This window comes from Methylobacterium sp. Leaf112, assembly GCF_001423295.1.
Classification (GTDB): Bacteria; Pseudomonadota; Alphaproteobacteria; order Rhizobiales; family Beijerinckiaceae; genus Methylobacterium.
In genome coordinates this window covers 215,195-230,283 of sequence record NZ_LMNG01000031.1, presented here as the reverse complement: position 1 = coordinate 230,283, position 15,089 = coordinate 215,195, and the positions used below count along the sequence as shown (strand labels likewise).

Annotated in this window: 15 protein-coding genes; 6 read left to right on the top strand and 9 right to left on the bottom strand. The window is 69.3% G+C overall.

All coding sequences use genetic code 11. The features are described from left to right. Window positions 1–15 precede the first annotated feature (15 nt). Window positions 16–912 (top strand): phosphoserine phosphatase SerB, encoded by an 897-nt coding sequence (serB, locus tag ASF52_RS16915; RefSeq protein ID WP_056174473.1) that lies wholly within the window; start codon window positions 16–18, stop codon window positions 910–912. 58 nt (window positions 913–970) lie between these two features. On the opposite strand, the gene ASF52_RS16910 is transcribed toward serB, so the two are convergent. The 6 genes from ASF52_RS16910 to ASF52_RS16885 all read right to left on the bottom strand — a co-directional run bounded on the left by ASF52_RS16910 (window position 971) and on the right by ASF52_RS16885 (window position 7,304). Then, the gene (locus ASF52_RS16910; RefSeq protein WP_082515360.1) at window positions 971–2,497 is read right to left on the bottom strand and encodes a DegQ family serine endoprotease; all 1,527 of its coding nucleotides are present in this window, start codon (window positions 2,495–2,497) and stop codon (window positions 971–973) included. A gap of 136 nt (window positions 2,498–2,633) precedes the next feature. Further along, on the bottom strand, window positions 2,634–3,581 hold the full coding sequence (hflC, locus tag ASF52_RS16905) for a protease modulator HflC (RefSeq protein WP_056174472.1): 948 nt from the start codon (window positions 3,579–3,581) through the stop codon (window positions 2,634–2,636). Further along, window positions 3,578–4,738, bottom strand: coding sequence for an FtsH protease activity modulator HflK (gene hflK, locus ASF52_RS16900; protein WP_056174470.1), 1,161 nt, complete (start codon window positions 4,736–4,738; stop codon window positions 3,578–3,580). Before hflK ends, hflC begins: the two co-directional genes overlap by 4 nt. Before the next feature lie 374 nt (window positions 4,739–5,112). Further along, window positions 5,113–5,610 (bottom strand): dihydrofolate reductase, encoded by a 498-nt coding sequence (locus ASF52_RS16895; RefSeq protein WP_056174469.1) that lies wholly within the window; start codon window positions 5,608–5,610, stop codon window positions 5,113–5,115. Further along, on the bottom strand, window positions 5,610–6,404 hold the full coding sequence (locus ASF52_RS16890) for a thymidylate synthase (protein ID WP_056174467.1): 795 nt from the start codon (window positions 6,402–6,404) through the stop codon (window positions 5,610–5,612). Before ASF52_RS16890 ends, ASF52_RS16895 begins: the two co-directional genes overlap by 1 nt. Before the next feature lie 90 nt (window positions 6,405–6,494). Further along, window positions 6,495–7,304, bottom strand: a complete 810-nt coding sequence (locus tag ASF52_RS16885) for a CPBP family intramembrane glutamic endopeptidase (RefSeq protein ID WP_244473844.1) — start codon at window positions 7,302–7,304, stop codon at window positions 6,495–6,497. A 299-nt stretch (window positions 7,305–7,603) separates the two neighbouring features. On the opposite strand from ASF52_RS16885, the gene ASF52_RS16880 reads away from it, so the two are divergent. Then, window positions 7,604–8,278, top strand: a complete 675-nt coding sequence (locus tag ASF52_RS16880) for an SspB family protein (protein WP_056174465.1) — start codon at window positions 7,604–7,606, stop codon at window positions 8,276–8,278. 52 nt (window positions 8,279–8,330) lie between these two features. Here ASF52_RS16880 and ASF52_RS16875 read toward each other — a convergent pair whose 3' ends face one another. Next, window positions 8,331–9,728: a cytochrome P450 gene (locus ASF52_RS16875; RefSeq protein ID WP_056174463.1), complete on the bottom strand. Its 1,398-nt coding sequence runs from the start codon at window positions 9,726–9,728 to the stop codon at window positions 8,331–8,333. A 139-nt stretch (window positions 9,729–9,867) separates the two neighbouring features. Here ASF52_RS16875 and fumC point away from each other — a divergent pair, with 139 nt between their 5' ends. The 3 genes from fumC to ASF52_RS16860 are packed head-to-tail and all read left to right on the top strand — an operon-like array spanning window position 9,868 to window position 11,733. Continuing rightward, on the top strand, window positions 9,868–11,295 hold the full coding sequence (gene fumC / locus ASF52_RS16870; RefSeq protein WP_056174461.1) for a class II fumarate hydratase: 1,428 nt from the start codon (window positions 9,868–9,870) through the stop codon (window positions 11,293–11,295). 11 nt (window positions 11,296–11,306) lie between these two features. Next, complete coding sequence (locus ASF52_RS16865) at window positions 11,307–11,495, top strand: DUF4169 family protein (protein WP_056174459.1); 189 nt, start codon at window positions 11,307–11,309, stop codon at window positions 11,493–11,495. Between the two features lie 13 nt (window positions 11,496–11,508). After that, complete coding sequence (locus ASF52_RS16860; RefSeq protein ID WP_056174456.1) at window positions 11,509–11,733, top strand: ribbon-helix-helix domain-containing protein; 225 nt, start codon at window positions 11,509–11,511, stop codon at window positions 11,731–11,733. A gap of 5 nt (window positions 11,734–11,738) precedes the next feature. On the opposite strand, the gene ASF52_RS16855 is transcribed toward ASF52_RS16860, so the two are convergent. Continuing rightward, complete coding sequence (locus tag ASF52_RS16855) at window positions 11,739–12,497, bottom strand: helix-turn-helix domain-containing protein (RefSeq protein ID WP_056174455.1); 759 nt, start codon at window positions 12,495–12,497, stop codon at window positions 11,739–11,741. A gap of 82 nt (window positions 12,498–12,579) precedes the next feature. Between ASF52_RS16855 and ASF52_RS16850 the strand changes: the two genes are divergently transcribed. Beyond that, a complete protein-coding gene (locus tag ASF52_RS16850; protein WP_443136692.1) occupies window positions 12,580–13,557 on the top strand; it encodes an MBL fold metallo-hydrolase in 978 nt (325 codons plus the stop codon). Between the two features lie 9 nt (window positions 13,558–13,566). Here ASF52_RS16850 and ASF52_RS16845 read toward each other — a convergent pair whose 3' ends face one another. Then, window positions 13,567–14,922: a heterodisulfide reductase-related iron-sulfur binding cluster gene (locus ASF52_RS16845; RefSeq protein ID WP_056174453.1), complete on the bottom strand. Its 1,356-nt coding sequence runs from the start codon at window positions 14,920–14,922 to the stop codon at window positions 13,567–13,569. Window positions 14,923–15,089 lie beyond the last annotated feature (167 nt).

Below are 15,089 nucleotides of genomic sequence, written 5' to 3'. Positions count from 1 at the left end.
CGTGGAAGCTCCCGGATGTCCCTCGTCGCGATCCTGATAGCAAACGCGGCGCGTCCCGCCATCACCGATGCGGTCCTGGCCGAGACCCGCCGGGTGCTGCGCACGGAACATCAGCCGCGCATCCTCCACGGTGAGGTCGCCGCCGAGGTGCTGGTGCCGGGCGCCGCCGCCGATGCGCCCGCCCTCGCCCGGCGCCTGCGTGCGGCCTTCGCGTCCGAGCCCTTCGACGTCGCGGTCCTGCCCGCCGGCCCGCACCGGCGTAAGCGCCTGTTCCTCGCGGACATGGATTCCACCATGATCCAGCAGGAATGCATCGACGAACTCGCCGACACCGTGGGCCTGCGGGATCAGGTGTCGGCCATCACCGAACGGGCCATGCGGGGGGAGATCGACTTCGCCCCGGCCCTGCGCGAGCGGGTCGCGCTCCTGCGGGATCTGCCGGTCGGTGTCATCGACAGCCTGATCGCCGAGCACATCACCCTCATGCCCGGCGCCCGGACCCTGGTGCAGACGTGCAAGGCGCACGGCACCCACACCTGCCTCGTCTCTGGCGGCTTCACCCTGTTCACCGGGCCGATCTCGGAAAAAATCGGGTTCGACGAGGCCCATGCGACGACGCTCGGTGTCGCGGACGGCCGGCTCACGGGTTCCGTCCAAGAGCCCATCGTCGACAAGGCGACGAAGCGGGCCACCCTTATCAACTTGCGCAGCCGCTTCGGCCTCGACCCGGCCGAAACCCTGGCCGTGGGGGACGGCGCAAACGACCTCGACATGCTCGGCGAGGCGGGTCTTGGGGTCGCGTTCCGGGCGAAGCCCGCCGTCGCGGCCGCGGCTCATGTCCGCATCGACCACGGCGACCTCACCGCCCTCCTGTACCTGCAAGGGTATGGTGCGAGCGAGTTCGTGAACTGAAAAAGGCCGCCGTCCGGGGGGACGACGGCCTCTCTCGGAGGGCTTGCCGCGTCGAGGGTTATTCGAGGCCGAGGGCCACGAAGCGAACGTCGCCGGACGCGCTCGCCACCATGAGGAGGACCGACTTCCGGTTCTCCTTGCGCAGCTGCTCGACGCGCTTCGTCACCTCGGCCGGACTGTTCACCGGCTCCTGACCGACCTCGACGATGAGTTCGCCGGGCTTGATCTGCTTGTCGGCGGCGGTCGAATTCGGATCGACCCGCATCACGACGACGCCCTTGAGGCTGTCCTTGATGCCGTAGCGGCGGCGCAGATCGTCGGTGAGGTTCGAGAGGTTCAGTCCGAGCGCCTGACGCACGGCGCTCTCGGCCTCGGGTTGGCGGGCATTGGCGAGCTGCGGCTTCTCGTTGTCCTCCAGGCGGCCGAGGGTGACGGACTTCGTCGTCTCGGCGCCCTTGCGCACCACGATCACCTCGACGACCTTGCCGACGGGGGTCGCGGCGACGATGCGCGGCAGATCGCTCGACGACTTCACCGCCGTGCCGTTGAACTTGGTGATCACGTCGCCGACTTCGAGGCCCGAGACCTTCGCCGGTCCCTTCTCGTCGACGCCGGCGATGAGGGCGCCGCGGGCGCCGCCCTTGAGGCCGAGGGCCTCCGCGGTGGCGTCGTCCACGTTCTGGATGCGCACCCCGAGCCAGCCGCGCCGGACCTCGCCGAACTCGCGCAGCTGATCGATGACCTGGGACGCCGTGGCCGAGGGCACGGCGAAGCCGATGCCGACGGAGCCGCCCGTGGGCGACAGGATCGCCGTGTTGATGCCGATGACCTCGCCGTTCATGTTGAACAGCGGTCCGCCGGAATTGCCCTTGTTGATGGCCGCGTCGGTCTGGATGTAATTGTCGTACGGACCGGACTCGATGTTGCGTCCGCGCGCCGAGACGATGCCGGCCGAGACCGAGCCGCCGAGGCCGAACGGGTTGCCGATGGCGATGACCCAGTCGCCCGGCCGCATCTTCTCGGAATCACCGAAAGGCACGGCCTTCAGGGGCTTGTCGGCATCGGGCTTCACCCGGAGTACCGCGAGATCGATCTTCGGGTCCTTGCCGATGATCTCGGCCTTCAACTTGGTGCCGTTGTGCAGGATCACCTGGATGTCGTTGGCGTCGCCGATGACGTGGTTGTTCGTCACCACGATACCAGACGCGTCGATGATGAAGCCGGAGCCGAGCGAGTTCGACTTGCGCGATTGCTGGCGCGGCGCCTCTCCGTCACCACCGCGACCGCCGCGCTTGCTGAAGAACTCCTCGAACAGGTCCTCGAACGGGGTTCCGGGCGGGAGTTGCGGGCCGCTGCGGGTGTTGGGCCGGGCCTCGACGGTGGTGGAGGCCGAAATGTTCACCACGGCGTCCGTCACTTGGTCGGCGAGGTCGGCCAGGGATTCGGGGCCCTTGGCATAGGCGGGTTGGGACAGGCCGGTGACGCCGAGCGGGGTCGCCAGGCTGACGGCGACGAGGACCGAGCACAGGAAGCGGCGCAGCGCTCGCAGGCGGGGCGCGGGAGCAGCGCGCGCGACGGAATCCATGATCGACCTCTTGGCTGAAACGTTGCTCTTAGATCGTCCCCCGGACCCGACGATCAAGGGGGCTTGTGCCCTTGCGAAAACGGCCGGCACTGAGGTGCCGGCCGCTCGATGGTTCTTTGACGAGAGATCGGCAGGCTCAGCGCCCGACCGAACCCGTCGCGCCCGCATCGGTCGCACCACGCGCGGCGGTGGCCGGGGACCGCCCCTGCGGATCGCTGAAGTAGCGGAAGAAGTCCGAGGACGGCGAGATCACGAGGCGGGTGTCGGAGCCCTTCAGCCCGGTCTCGTAGGCCTGCATCGACCGGTAGAAGCTGAAGAAGTCGGCGTCCTTGCCGTAGGCGGCGGCGAGGATGCGGTTCTTGTCGGCGTCGCCCTGGCCTCGCAGGGTCTCGGAAGTCTGGTTGGCTTCGGAGATCAGCACGGTCACGTCGCGGTCGGCCTTGGCCTTGATGGTCGCGGCGATCTGGTCGCCGTTGGCGCGGATGTCGGCGGCCTCGCGGTTGCGCTCCGTCGTCATGCGCCGATAGACGGCCGTGCTGTTCTGCGCCGGCAGATCGACGCGGGTCATGCGCAGATCCACGATTTCGACGCCGAGCTCCTTGGCCTGCCGGTTCACGTCGCCCTGGATCTGGTTCATCAGGTCCGAACGCTGGGTCCGCACGATGGCGTCCCGGGTCGAGCGGGCGAGCACGTTGCGCAGGGCCGAGTTGGTAAAGCTGGCGAGCAGGGTGTTGGCGCGCAGGATGTTGTTGGCCGACTGGTAGAACTTGAGCGGATCGATGATCCGGTAGCGGGCGAAGGCGTCCACTTCGAGGTTCTGGCGATCGGCCGTGAGGAGGGTCTGCACGGGCAGGTCGAGGTCGAGGACCCGCTTGTCGAACAGGACGACGTTGTCGAAGAACGGCACCTTGAAATACAGGCCCGGCTTGTCGGTGCCGGTCTGGTTCAGCACGGCGCGCACGCGGCCGAACTGAAGCACGAGGGCCTGCTGCATCTGGCCCACGGTGAAGACCGAGGCGTAGAGCAGGACGAAGACGGCCGCCGCCGCGATCATGAGGCCGGTGCGGATTGCGGGGTTGTTCATCGTGCGGCTCCACCGGTGCTGCGGGCGCCGAACTCGGTGAGCGGCAGGACGGGGACGACGCCGGCGCCGGCATTGTTCACGCCGGTGCCGTTCTGATCGATGATCACCTTGTTGACCGAGCCCAGGACCCGCTCCATCGTTTCGAGGAAGATGCGCTCGCGGCTGATGACCGGGGCGACCTTGTAGGAATCGTAGACCTGCTGGAAGCGGGCGGCCTGACCGGTCGCCTCGGCGGTGGCCTGGGTCTTGTAGGCCTCGGCGGCCTGGACGATCTGCGCGGCCTTACCCTTGGCCTGCGGCAGCTCGCGGCTCGCGTAGGTGCGGGCCTCGTTCTGGGCGCGCTCGGCGTCCTGCTGAGCGGCGTTGACGTCGATGAAGGCGGGACGCACTTCCGGCGGCGGGTTCACGGCCACGAGCTGCACCACCTCGATGCGCACGCCGGCCCCGTACTCGTCCAGCGCCTTCTGGGTCAGCTCCTTGACCTCCTGGGCGACGCTCGACTGCTCGTTCGTCAGGATCGCCTGGATGTTGCGGCGGCCGATGACCTCGCGCATGGCGCTTTCCGCGATGGCCTTGATGGTGCCCTCGGGGTTTTCGAGGTTGAACACGAAGTCAGAGGCTTTCAGCGGATTGATCCGCCACTGCACCTCGAAGTCGAGGTCGACGATGTTCTCGTCGCCGGTGAGCATCAGGCTCTCGTCGGCCTTATCGGTGCTGCGACCCTGCGGGCCGGCCCGGTAACCGATCTGAATGCTGTTGACCTGTCCGACATTCGGCTTGGTCACGGCCCCGATGGGATAGGGAAATACGTAGTTCAGGCCCTGACCGGTGGTGCCGGTATAGCGCCCGAACATGGTTTCGATGCCGACCTGCTGTGGGGCCACCGTGTAAAAGCCCGTGACGAGCCATGCCGCTGCAACGAGTCCGGCCGCGATGAGAATGCCGCGTCCGCCACCCATCGAACCACCCGGCAACACGCCGCGCAGGCGATCCTGGCCGCGCCGGAGCAACTCCTCGAGGTCCTGGGGCGTCTTGCCGCCGCCGCCCCCGCCGCCGCTTCCCCACGGGCCACCCCCGCCGCCATTGCCGCCGCTGCCCCGGCCCCAGGGCCCTCCCCCGTTGCCGCTACCGCCGCCGCTCTGATTGCTCCAAGGCATGCTCGCCGATATCTCCCGTTCCAGCAGCGTGTTCGCCGCACAAAGCTCACCTGGCACGAAGCCCACTCGCGCCGTTCGTTCACACTGTCACCCAGCGCGAACTCTACTCCATCGCGTGGACAGGAGTGTCGGACGGCCCCGATCGACCCGCACCACCTGCGAGCCCGCCCGCCGTCCTGTCAAGGTTGGACCGAAGGCGGTCGAACGATGCCGTTACGGACCTCTACGGCACTTGGGCATCGCCGATCCGAAAGACAACCGCCGGGGGAACCTTTGCGCATTGGGTCGCGGGTCGCGGGTCGCGAGGCTCGGGGTCGCGGGGCTCGGGGTCTGGGATCGCGGGCCTTTGCGGGGCGAGATCCGGTCCGCCGGCCTCACGCGATCCGTTCCAGATCGACGAAGCTGAAGGCGCAGGCGTCGTGCGTGCCCGTCGGATGCGCCTCGCGCAGGGTCTCGCGAAAGGCGGCGCGGTCGAAGGGCGGAAACACCGTGTCGCCCTCCGGCGCCAGGGCGACTTCCGTCAGGTGGATGCGGTCGGCCTGCGGCAGGGCGAGCCGGTAGATCTCGCCGCCCCCGGCCACCATCAGTTCCCCGGCCGGGACGGCGGCGTCCACGGCCTCCTCCCAGCTCCCCACGGTTTCGATGCCGGGTGCGGTGAAGCCCGGATCGCGGGTGAGCACCAGGATGCGCCGGCCCGGCAGGGGGCGGCCGATGGACTCGTAGGTCTTGCGGCCCATCACCACGGGCTTGCCGAGGGTGAGCGCCTTGAACCGCTGAAGGTCGCTGCGCAGGCGCCAGATCAAGGCGTTGTCGCGGCCGATGACACCGTTTTCCGCGACCGCGGCCAGGAGGGTGATGCGGGGCCGCGCCATCAGACCGCCACCGGCGCACGAATGGCGGGGTGCGGCGCATAGCCTTCGATGGCGATGTCGTCGAAGCGGAAATCGAACAGGCTGGTCACCTCCGGGTTCAGCACGAGGCGTGGCAGGGGGCGTTCCTCGCGGGTGAGCTGCAGGCGGGCCTGATCGAGGTGGTTCACGTAGAGGTGGGCGTCGCCCAGCGTATGGATGAAGTCGCCGGGCTCCAGTCCCGTGACCCGGGCGATCATCGCGGTCAGCAGGGCGTAGCTGGCGATGTTGAACGGGACACCGAGGAACACGTCGGCCGAGCGCTGATAGAGCTGGCACGAGAGCCGCCCCTCCGCGACGTAGAACTGGAACAGGCAGTGGCAGGGCGCCAGCGCCATCCGGTCGAGGTCCGCCGGGTTCCAGGCCGAGACGACGAGGCGGCGCGAATCCGGGTTGCGGCGGATTTCGTCGAGCACCCAGGCGATCTGGTCGACGCTGCCCCCGTCGGGTTTGGCCCAGGACCGCCATTGCCGGCCGTAGACTGGACCGAGGTCGCCCTGCGCATCGGCCCACTCGTCCCAGATGGTGACGCCATTGGCCTGAAGCGCCCGCACGTTGGTGTCGCCCGTGAGGAACCACAGCAATTCGTGGATGATGGAGCGCAGGTGCAGCTGCTTCGTCGTCACCAGGGGGAAGCCGTCCGCGAGAGCGAACCGCATCTGATGGCCGAACACCGAAAGGGTTCCGGTGCCCGTGCGGTCGTCCTTGCGGACGCCCTCGTCGAGGATGCGCTGGAGAAGCTGGTGATAGGCGTGCATCGCGGCTCCGACTGTGGTTCTCGAATAACGGGTCCCGGTCGTCGAGGCGAGATCATCCGCGCCGTCCGCGCGGATTGTCCCTAACGATTCTCATCCCTCGGGCCAGAGCACCCAGGCGATCATGGCGAGGTTGCTCCAGGCGTGGAGGAGGATGCACGGCCACAGCCGGCCGCCACGCCAGCGCAGCCAGCCCAGTATCAGCGCCAGCGGCAGGAGCGAGATCGGCCGGGCGAGGCCGAAACCGTTGATGTGCGCACCCGCGAACAGCCCGGCGGTTGTGAGGATGGTGAGGACCGGACCGGCGCGGGTCAGACCGCGGGCGAAGACGAAGCCCCGCATCAGCAGTTCCTCCGCCACGGGCGCCACCACCACCACGGTGGCGAGCCACAGGACGATGCCCACGGCGAGCAGGGACGGCGACAGGGTGGCGTGGCGGGCCACCGGCGCGCCGAACAGCGCCCCGGTGCCCGTGACCCAGGTGATATGGACGATGGGCCAGGCGACGAGGAGCCACCCGAAGGTCCGCCGCGGCAGGCGCGCATCGCGCGGGGCCGACAGGGCCAGGATCCGGCGCCAGTCGGGGCCGGCTGCCCAGCGGGCGGCGGCGAGGACGAGGAGGGCGAGGATGCCCTGGCGGACCGCATCGAGGGCGAGGGCCCGGACGGCGAACTGGCGCGGGCGCAGGGGACTGCGTCCGGCGGCCGAGAACGGATCGAGCCCGTCGATCCAATCGGCGCCGACCCGGACGATCACCAGGGCGATCACGCTCGCGGCGCCGAGGAGGAAGGCGACCCACAGCACCATGGCGGCGATCGCGAGCCCGGCCCGCCCGATCGCCAGCCACCGCCCGATGGCGGCCGGGTCGTCGGGTTCGGCGAGGACGCGCGGATCGGGCTTCAAAAGCGGCCTGACTCTCTCTATGTTCAGGGGACAGACGACGCGTCAGCGATGGCGCGCCGTGGTCCCCGTGTCGGAGGGGCGTTCCGACCGCGCGACGGTACCCGCCACCCTCCATCAGAACCATGGGCCTTTGGACGCATCGCATGCGGTCTGGACAGGCTCCGGGTTCCAGCGGAAGGTCGAGGGGTACAGGCATTATCGGAGTGACCCGGCAACGGCGCTCCGCTCGATTTTCATCCGACCCCGGTGCGCTTTTGGGCGCGCGACGGCGGCCAGGCACCGGGTATAAGCGACCGCAGATGGCAGACGATCTGATCCGTTACGATCTTCTGGTGCAGGACGCCCTGCGCGGCGTCGTGCGCAAGGTGCTCACCGACGCGGCCCGGGACGGGCTCGCGGGCGAGCATCATTTCTACGTGTCCTTCCGGACGGAAGCGCCCGGCGTGCGGATGTCGCAGCGCCTGCGCGAGAAGTACCCGCAGGACATGACCATCGTGCTCCAGCACCAGTTCTGGGATCTGGGCGTCAACGAGCACACCTTCGAGGTCGGGCTGTCGTTCTCGGGCGTGCCCGAGCGTCTACTGGTGCCGTTCGACGCGCTCTCGGGCTTCTTCGACCCCTCCGTCCAGTTCGGCCTGAAGTTCGACCTGACCGAGGGCATGGAGGAGGCCGTCGAGGCCGTCGACGACGACGTCACACCGCTCGCCACCGGCAAGACCGCCCCGCGCGGCGCCGCTTCCGAGCCGAGCGAGCTGAAGCCCAAGGGCACGGGTCTGGCGGCCATCGGCTCCAGCGTGCCGAAGATCGGTCCCGCCACCGCGCCGGCGCAGAGCGACAAGGACGCGGACGAAGCCGACAAGCCCGCCGCCAAGCTGTCCGTCGGCAAGGCGTCCGCTTCGAAGAAGGCCGAGGGTGAGGGCACCGAGGCCAGCGCCGAGGTCGTCAGCCTCGACGCGTTCCGCAAGAAGAGCTGAACCACCGGAATGCCGGCCTTTCGGAGGCCGGTGTTTTCCGTCGGTGCTGCATTCAGGCTCGCCGTTCCACGCCCATGCGAAGGCCATGCTCCGGCCGCAGGGTGACCCGATGCAGGGGCGTGACCGGCGGGTGATCCGCCGCCATCCGCAGGCGCACGGCCCGGATGATGTGAGCGAGGACGATCACCGCTTCCTGCACGGAGAAGCTCTGGCCGATGCACACGCGCGGCCCGGCCCCGAACGGCAGGTAGGCGAAGCGCGGGATGTCCTTGCGGGCCTCGCCGAGGAACCGATCCGGCACGAACGCGGCGGGATCGTCCCACAAGGTGCGGTGACGGTGAAGCACGTAGGGTGCCACCATCACGAGGGAGCCCCGGGGAATCTTCACCCGGCCGATACGATCCTCCGCGATGGCCTGGCGGCTGAGGAACGGCACCGGCGGGAACAGCCGCATGGTCTCCTCCATGACCGCCTTGGTGAAGGGTAGCGCCTCGGCATCGAATCCTTCGCCCGCCGGCACGGCATCGACCTCGGCCTCGATTCGCGCCCGCGCACCGTCGTCCTGTGACAGGCAGTAGAGCGCCCAGGTCAGGGCATTGGCGGTGGTTTCGTGGCCGGCCGCGATGAACGTGACGATGTTAGCCTTCACTTCGAGGTCCGTCAGGCCCTTACCGGTCTCCGGGTCCTGCGCCTTCAGCAGCAGGGTCAGGAGGTCCGCCGGCGCACGATCGGCCGCGATGAGGGCGCGGCGCTTGTCGATGAGCGCGTCCACCACCTCGGCGAAGAACCGCACGGCGGGGCGTGCCCGCAGGCGCCCGATGCGCGGCACGAAGCTCGGGATCCCGAACACGTCGAGGGGATCGATGGGCCCGACGGCTTCGAGAAACCGCGTGATCGCCCGGCCCAACGCATCCGGGTCGCTCGCGAGGCCTTGGGTGAAGATCGTCCGCTCCAGCACGTCGAGGGTGACGCGGGTCATCTCCAGGGCGGCGTCGATGGTGGTCCCGTCCCGGCGCGCGAGCCGCCGGGCGATGCGAGCGCCGGCCGCGTTCATGGGTTCGGCGAAGCCGAGCACGTGGCGGGCGGAGAAGATCGGCGCCAGGGTGCGGCGCTGAAGCTTCCACTCCTCGTCCTCAGCCGTCAGCAGGCCGTTGCCGAGGCCCGGCGCCAGCACCCGGCGCTGCAGGTCGTCCTTGCGGTAGTTGGCGGCGTTCTCGACGTAGAGATAGCGGATCAGCGCCGGGTCGCTCACCACGGTGACGCGGCCCAAGGCGCCGTCACCGGCCATCACGGGCTTCTCGAAATGGTCGTCGAGCCAGGTGGTGATCGGGTTGGCCCGCGCCGCCTTCAGGAAGGCGAGGAGGCCCATGGGCCGGCGCAGGGGGCGCGGCACGGCCGGGCGGAAGCGCGCGGGGGCGTCGGGCGGGCACGGGGCGGCGGCATCCATCATCGGCGTGTCATCGATCCTCGGTCCGGGGCCGGTCGCTCGAAAAGCGTTGAGACATCCACGGCACCGTCACGCGGCACCATCGCGGTTTCGACCCGCCCGGTCTAAGTAGGGTGCGCCGCAGCCACACGAAGAGGCCACGATGTCGCCGACCGAGACGCACAGCGAAGAGACCCCCGCCACCCGCACGGAATCCGACACGTTCGGCCCCATCGAGGTTCCGGCGCATCGCTACTGGGGGGCTCAGACCCAGCGCTCGATCCAGAACTTCAAGATCGGCACCGAGCGGATGCCGGCGCCCCTCGTCCACGCGCTCGGCCTCGTCAAGCAGGCCGCCGCCCTGGTGAACCAGGATCTCGGCGGCCTCGACCCGAAGGTCGCCCAGGCCATCGCGGCGTCGGCCGCCGAGGTCGTCGCGGGCGAGCACGACCAGGAATTCCCCCTGGTGGTGTGGCAGACGGGGTCCGGCACCCAGTCCAACATGAATGCCAACGAGGTGATCGCCAGCCTCGCCAACGAGTTGCTGGGGGCTAAGCGCGGCGGCAAGTCGCCGGTGCACCCCAACGACCATTGCAACCGGGGCCAGTCGTCCAACGACGTGTTCCCCACCGCCATGCACATCGCGGTGTCGCGCGAGATCAACGACCGGCTGATGCCGGCCCTGAAGCACCTGCACGACGCCCTCGACGCCAAGGCGACGGCCTTCGCCGACATCGTCAAGATCGGCCGCACCCACCTGCAGGACGCGACGCCGGTGTCCCTCGGTCAGGAATTTTCGGGGTACGTCGCGCAGGTGGCTTTGGGCAGCGCCCGCGTCCAGGCGACCGTACCGGGCGTGCTGGCCCTGGCCCAGGGCGGCACCGCGGTCGGCACCGGCCTCAACGCGCACCCGGATTTCGCGGAGAAATTCGCCGCCAAGGTCGCCGAGCTGACGGGCCTGCCGTTCACCTCGGCCGAGAACAAGTTCGAGGCGTTGGCCACCCACGACGCCCTGGTGTTCACCCAAGGGGCGCTGTCGGCGCTCGCCGCCGGCCTGTTCAAGATCGCGCAGGACATCCGCCTGCTGGCGTCCGGACCGCGCTCCGGCCTCGGTGAGCTGTCGCTGCCCGAGAACGAGCCCGGCTCCTCGATCATGCCCGGCAAGGTCAATCCGACCCAGTGCGAGGCGCTGACCATGGTCTGCGCCCAGGTGATCGGCAACGGCACCACCGTGAGCTTCGCCGGCAGCCAGGGCCATTTCGAGTTGAACGTGTTCAAGCCCGTCATCGCCAACGCGGTGCTGCAATCGGTCCGGCTCCTCGCCGACGCGGCCGTGAGCTTCGCTGACAATTGCGTGGTGGGCATCAAGGCCAACGAGGACCGCATCGCCGACCTCATGAGCCGGTCGCTGATGCTGGTGACGGCGCTCGCCCCCTCCATCGGCTACGACAAGGCCGCCGAGATCGCGAAGACCGCGCACAAGAACGGCACCACCCTGAAGGTGGAGGCCCTGCGGCTCGGCTACGTCACGCAAGAGGAGTTCGAGCGCGTGGTGCGCCCGGAGACCATGCTGGCACCCAGCGCCGACTGACGGGGACGCGCATGGCGGAGATCATCAACCTGCGCGACGCCCGCAAGGCGAAGGCGCGGTCCGAGAAGGAGGCGAAGGCGGCGGACAACCGCATCGCCTTCGGCCGCCCGAAGAAGGCCAGGACCCTGGCGGACGCCAAGAAGGCCATCGAGGTCTCGCGCCACGAGGGCCACAAGCTCATGGGGCCGGACTCGGAGTGAAGGGGCGCAACCCGTGACCGGCGGCATCACCAAGCGCTCGGTGATGATCGCCGGGCACCGCACCAGCGTGTCCCTGGAGGACCCGTTCTGGGACGCCCTACGGGAGATCGCAGAAGCGCGTGGCAAGTCGGTGCAGGCGCTGATCGGTGACATCGATGCGGGCCGGGACGGGCAGAACCTGTCGTCCGCGATCCGGGTGTTCGTGCTGGCGGCATTGCGTCCGTCCGCGCCCACCTGAGCCGCTCAGCGGCGAACGCCCAGGAGGCTGCGCGAGGCCGGCGCCCCGAACGTTCGGCGAAAGGCATTGGCGAAGTGGGCCTGATCGGCGAAGCCCGCCGCGTGGGCGGCGCCCGTGAAGTTCGCACCCGCCACGATGGTGGCGATGGCCCGCCGCATGCGGAGCCAGGCGCGGTAGCGCCGGAACGGCACGCCGATCTCTTGGGTGAACAGGTGCTGCAGCCGCGACGAGGACAGGCCCACGGAGCACGCCAGCGTGCCGGCCGACAGCTCGGGATGCGGGTGGGTCCCGAGGCGCGAGACGATTGCGGCGATGCGGCGGTCCAGCGTCTCGTCGGCACGCCGGAGGGAGAACCGTGCGAGATCGGCCAGAGCCGCGCCGGCCCAGGCGCAGGCTTCGCGATCCTCGTAGAGGGCCCGCAGGGCGTTGATCTCGCCGCCTGCCCCGACGCGAGCGCCCACGATGGAGCATGCGCCCCGCATTAGACCCGTCAGGGCCTGCGGCGACACCTCGGGTTCGAGGTAGAGCACCGCCAGGGGGTCGCCGCCGCAATCGAGTTCGTGCGCCAGGCCGGCCGGCACGAAGGCGGTTCGGCAGGTGATCCAGTCCGTGTCCGGGAAGCGGATCCGGAAGCGACCGTAGAGCCCCGCGAGATAGACCGGCGCGCCGTGCTGGTGGCTGGCATTGTAGGCGAGCGGCCCGGCGAAGAACGTCTGCGGGCCCTCCACGTGCCAGAGCGGGCCGAGCGTAGCAGGTTCGTTCAAGCGCCGCCCTCCGTCACGATGCTAGCCCTGCCCTGCAGCCGGCGACCCGGGAACATCCTGGCGCATTGGGCCCGGCGGGGGAATGCCCATCATGACCGATCTCACCCGCCGCAGTCTCGCGGCCGCCACCCTCGCGTTGGCGCTGCCCGGCTCCGCCACAGCGCAGGTTTGCCCGGAGGATGCCCAGTCCGTGATTCACCGGATCCGGCTCGGGCATTTCACGGTGACGACCCTGCTCGATGCGAGCGCGACGATCGACGGCCCCTGGCCCATCGTCGGGGAGGATCGCCCGCAAGCCGCGGTCGAAGCCCTGATGCGGGAGAATCGCCTGCGTCCGAACCGGTTCAAGCCCGGCTTCACCCCCACCCTGGTGCAGACCGGCCGTGAAACCATCCTGTTCGATACCGGCAATGGCGCGGTCGGGTTCGTGCCCAGGCCCGCCGGCGGGCAACTCGCCCACCTTCTGGCCCGCGCCGGCCTCGCACCGGACACCATCGACGTCGTCGTGCTGACCCACTGCCACACCGACCACATCGGTGGCCTCATGGAGGACGGGCGACCGGTCTTCACGCGGGCGCGCTACGTGGTCGGTGTCACCGAAGATTCGTTCTGGCGCGACGGGTCGCGCCTATCGGCGCCGATGGAGAGCAACGAGGCCCGATCGGCCCGGGTGTTTCGCAGCCACCTGCTTCCCCTCGCCGACCGCACCCGCTTCGTGAAACCCGGCGATGCGGTGGCGCCTGGGATCACCGCCCTCGCGGCCTTCGGGCATACACCGGGACATCTCGCCTTCCATCTGGAGAGCGCCGGCCAGCGCATGCTGGTCTGGGGGGATTGCGCCCACCACGAGGTCGCGTCCCTGGCCCACCCGGAGTGGCACGCCGTCTTCGACATGGACAAGGCGCAAGGGGCCGCCACGCGCCGGCACATCTACGACATGGCCGCCACGGACGGGATCCTCGTGTCGGCCTATCACGCCGCCTTCCCGTCGCTCGGCTACGTGGTGCGGCAGGGGAGCGGCTATCGCTGGATCCCCCTCACCGACCAACTCGATCCGTGAGCCGGGGCGTCAGGCCGACGCCAGCGCCGCCGGCTTCGGGCCCCCCGTGGCCCAGTCGAGCAACTCCACCGTGTGGACGATGGGGATGGCGGTGCCCTTCCCGATCTGCGTCGCACAGCCGATGTTGCCCGTGGCGATGACGTCGGGGCGCATCCGCTCGATGTTGGCGACCTTGCGGTCCCGGAGGCGGCCGGCGATCTCGGGCTGGAGGATGTTGTAGGTGCCGGCCGAGCCGCAGCAGATATGCCCCTCGGGTACGTCCTTCACAGCGAAGCCCGCACGCTTCAGGAGGTTCTTCGGCTCCGTGCGGATGCCCTGGCCGTGCTGCATCGAGCAGGCGGAGTGGTAGGCGACCACGAGGTCGCTCTCGATGAGCGTCGGCATCAGGCCGAGACCGGCCATGTACTCGGTCACGTCCTTGGCGATCCCCGAAACCCGCGCGGCCTTCTCGGCGTAGGCCGGGTCGTCGCGGAACATGAAGCCGTAATCCTTGATGGTGGTGCCGCAGCCCGACGCCGTGACCACGATGGCGTCGAGGCCTTCGCCGTCCATTTCGGCGATCCAGGCGTCGATGGTGCGCTTGGCCTGGGCATGGGAGGATTCGGCTTTGCCCATATGGTGGGTGAGCGCGCCGCAGCAGCCCTCCCCCCTGGCCTGCACCACCTCGACGCCGTGGCGGGTCAGCAGCCGGATCGCCGCCTCGTTGAAGTCGGGCCGCAGGACGCTCTGGGCGCAGCCGCGCAGCAGCGCGACGCGGCCCGTGCGGGCCGGGGCCGTGGTGCCCTGAAGGGCGGCGCTGGCCTCCAGCGCACGGGTCTCGGCCGGAAAGGTGCCGGGCCGGTCGGTGCGGTTGCGGTTCGGCAATTCGGCCGGGGCGAGATCCAGCATGGCGGCGAGCCGGTTGCCGAGGCCGGGCACCCGCGCCACCAGGGGGCGGAACGGGCTCCCGAGCTTGGCGCCGAGCAAAGCCAGTCGGAAACGGTTGGGATAGGGCAGCACGAAGGCCAGCACCGCCCGGAGCGCCCGGTCCCCGAAGGGCCGCGTATAGGTTTCCTCGATATGCGCGCGCGCGTGATCGACGAGGTGCATGTAGTGCACGCCCGAGGGGCATGTCGTCATGCAGGACAGGCACGACAGGCAGCGGTCGATGTGCTTGACCACCTCGGGCACGGCGGGCTTGTTGCCCTCCAGCATGTCCTTGATGAGGTAGATGCGGCCACGCGGGCTGTCGAGTTCGTCGCCCAGCAGCAGATAGGTCGGGCAGGTGGCGGTGCAGAAACCGCAATGGACGCAGGTCCGCAAAATCTTTTCCGAGGCCGCCATGGCGGGATCGGCGAGCTGCGTCAGGCTGAAACTGGTCTGCACGGCGTGTTCCTGAATCCACCCATCGCGGTGCCGCTTCACACCATCGGCATGGCGGCCCCGTCGTCTTCGCCCGGACCTTAGAGCGGAACGGGCGGTCTGCCGAGCCTTTGGAACTGCTCCAAATACTGGCCGGCGGGTTCTTGATAGTCGGAACCCGAGGCCGATGC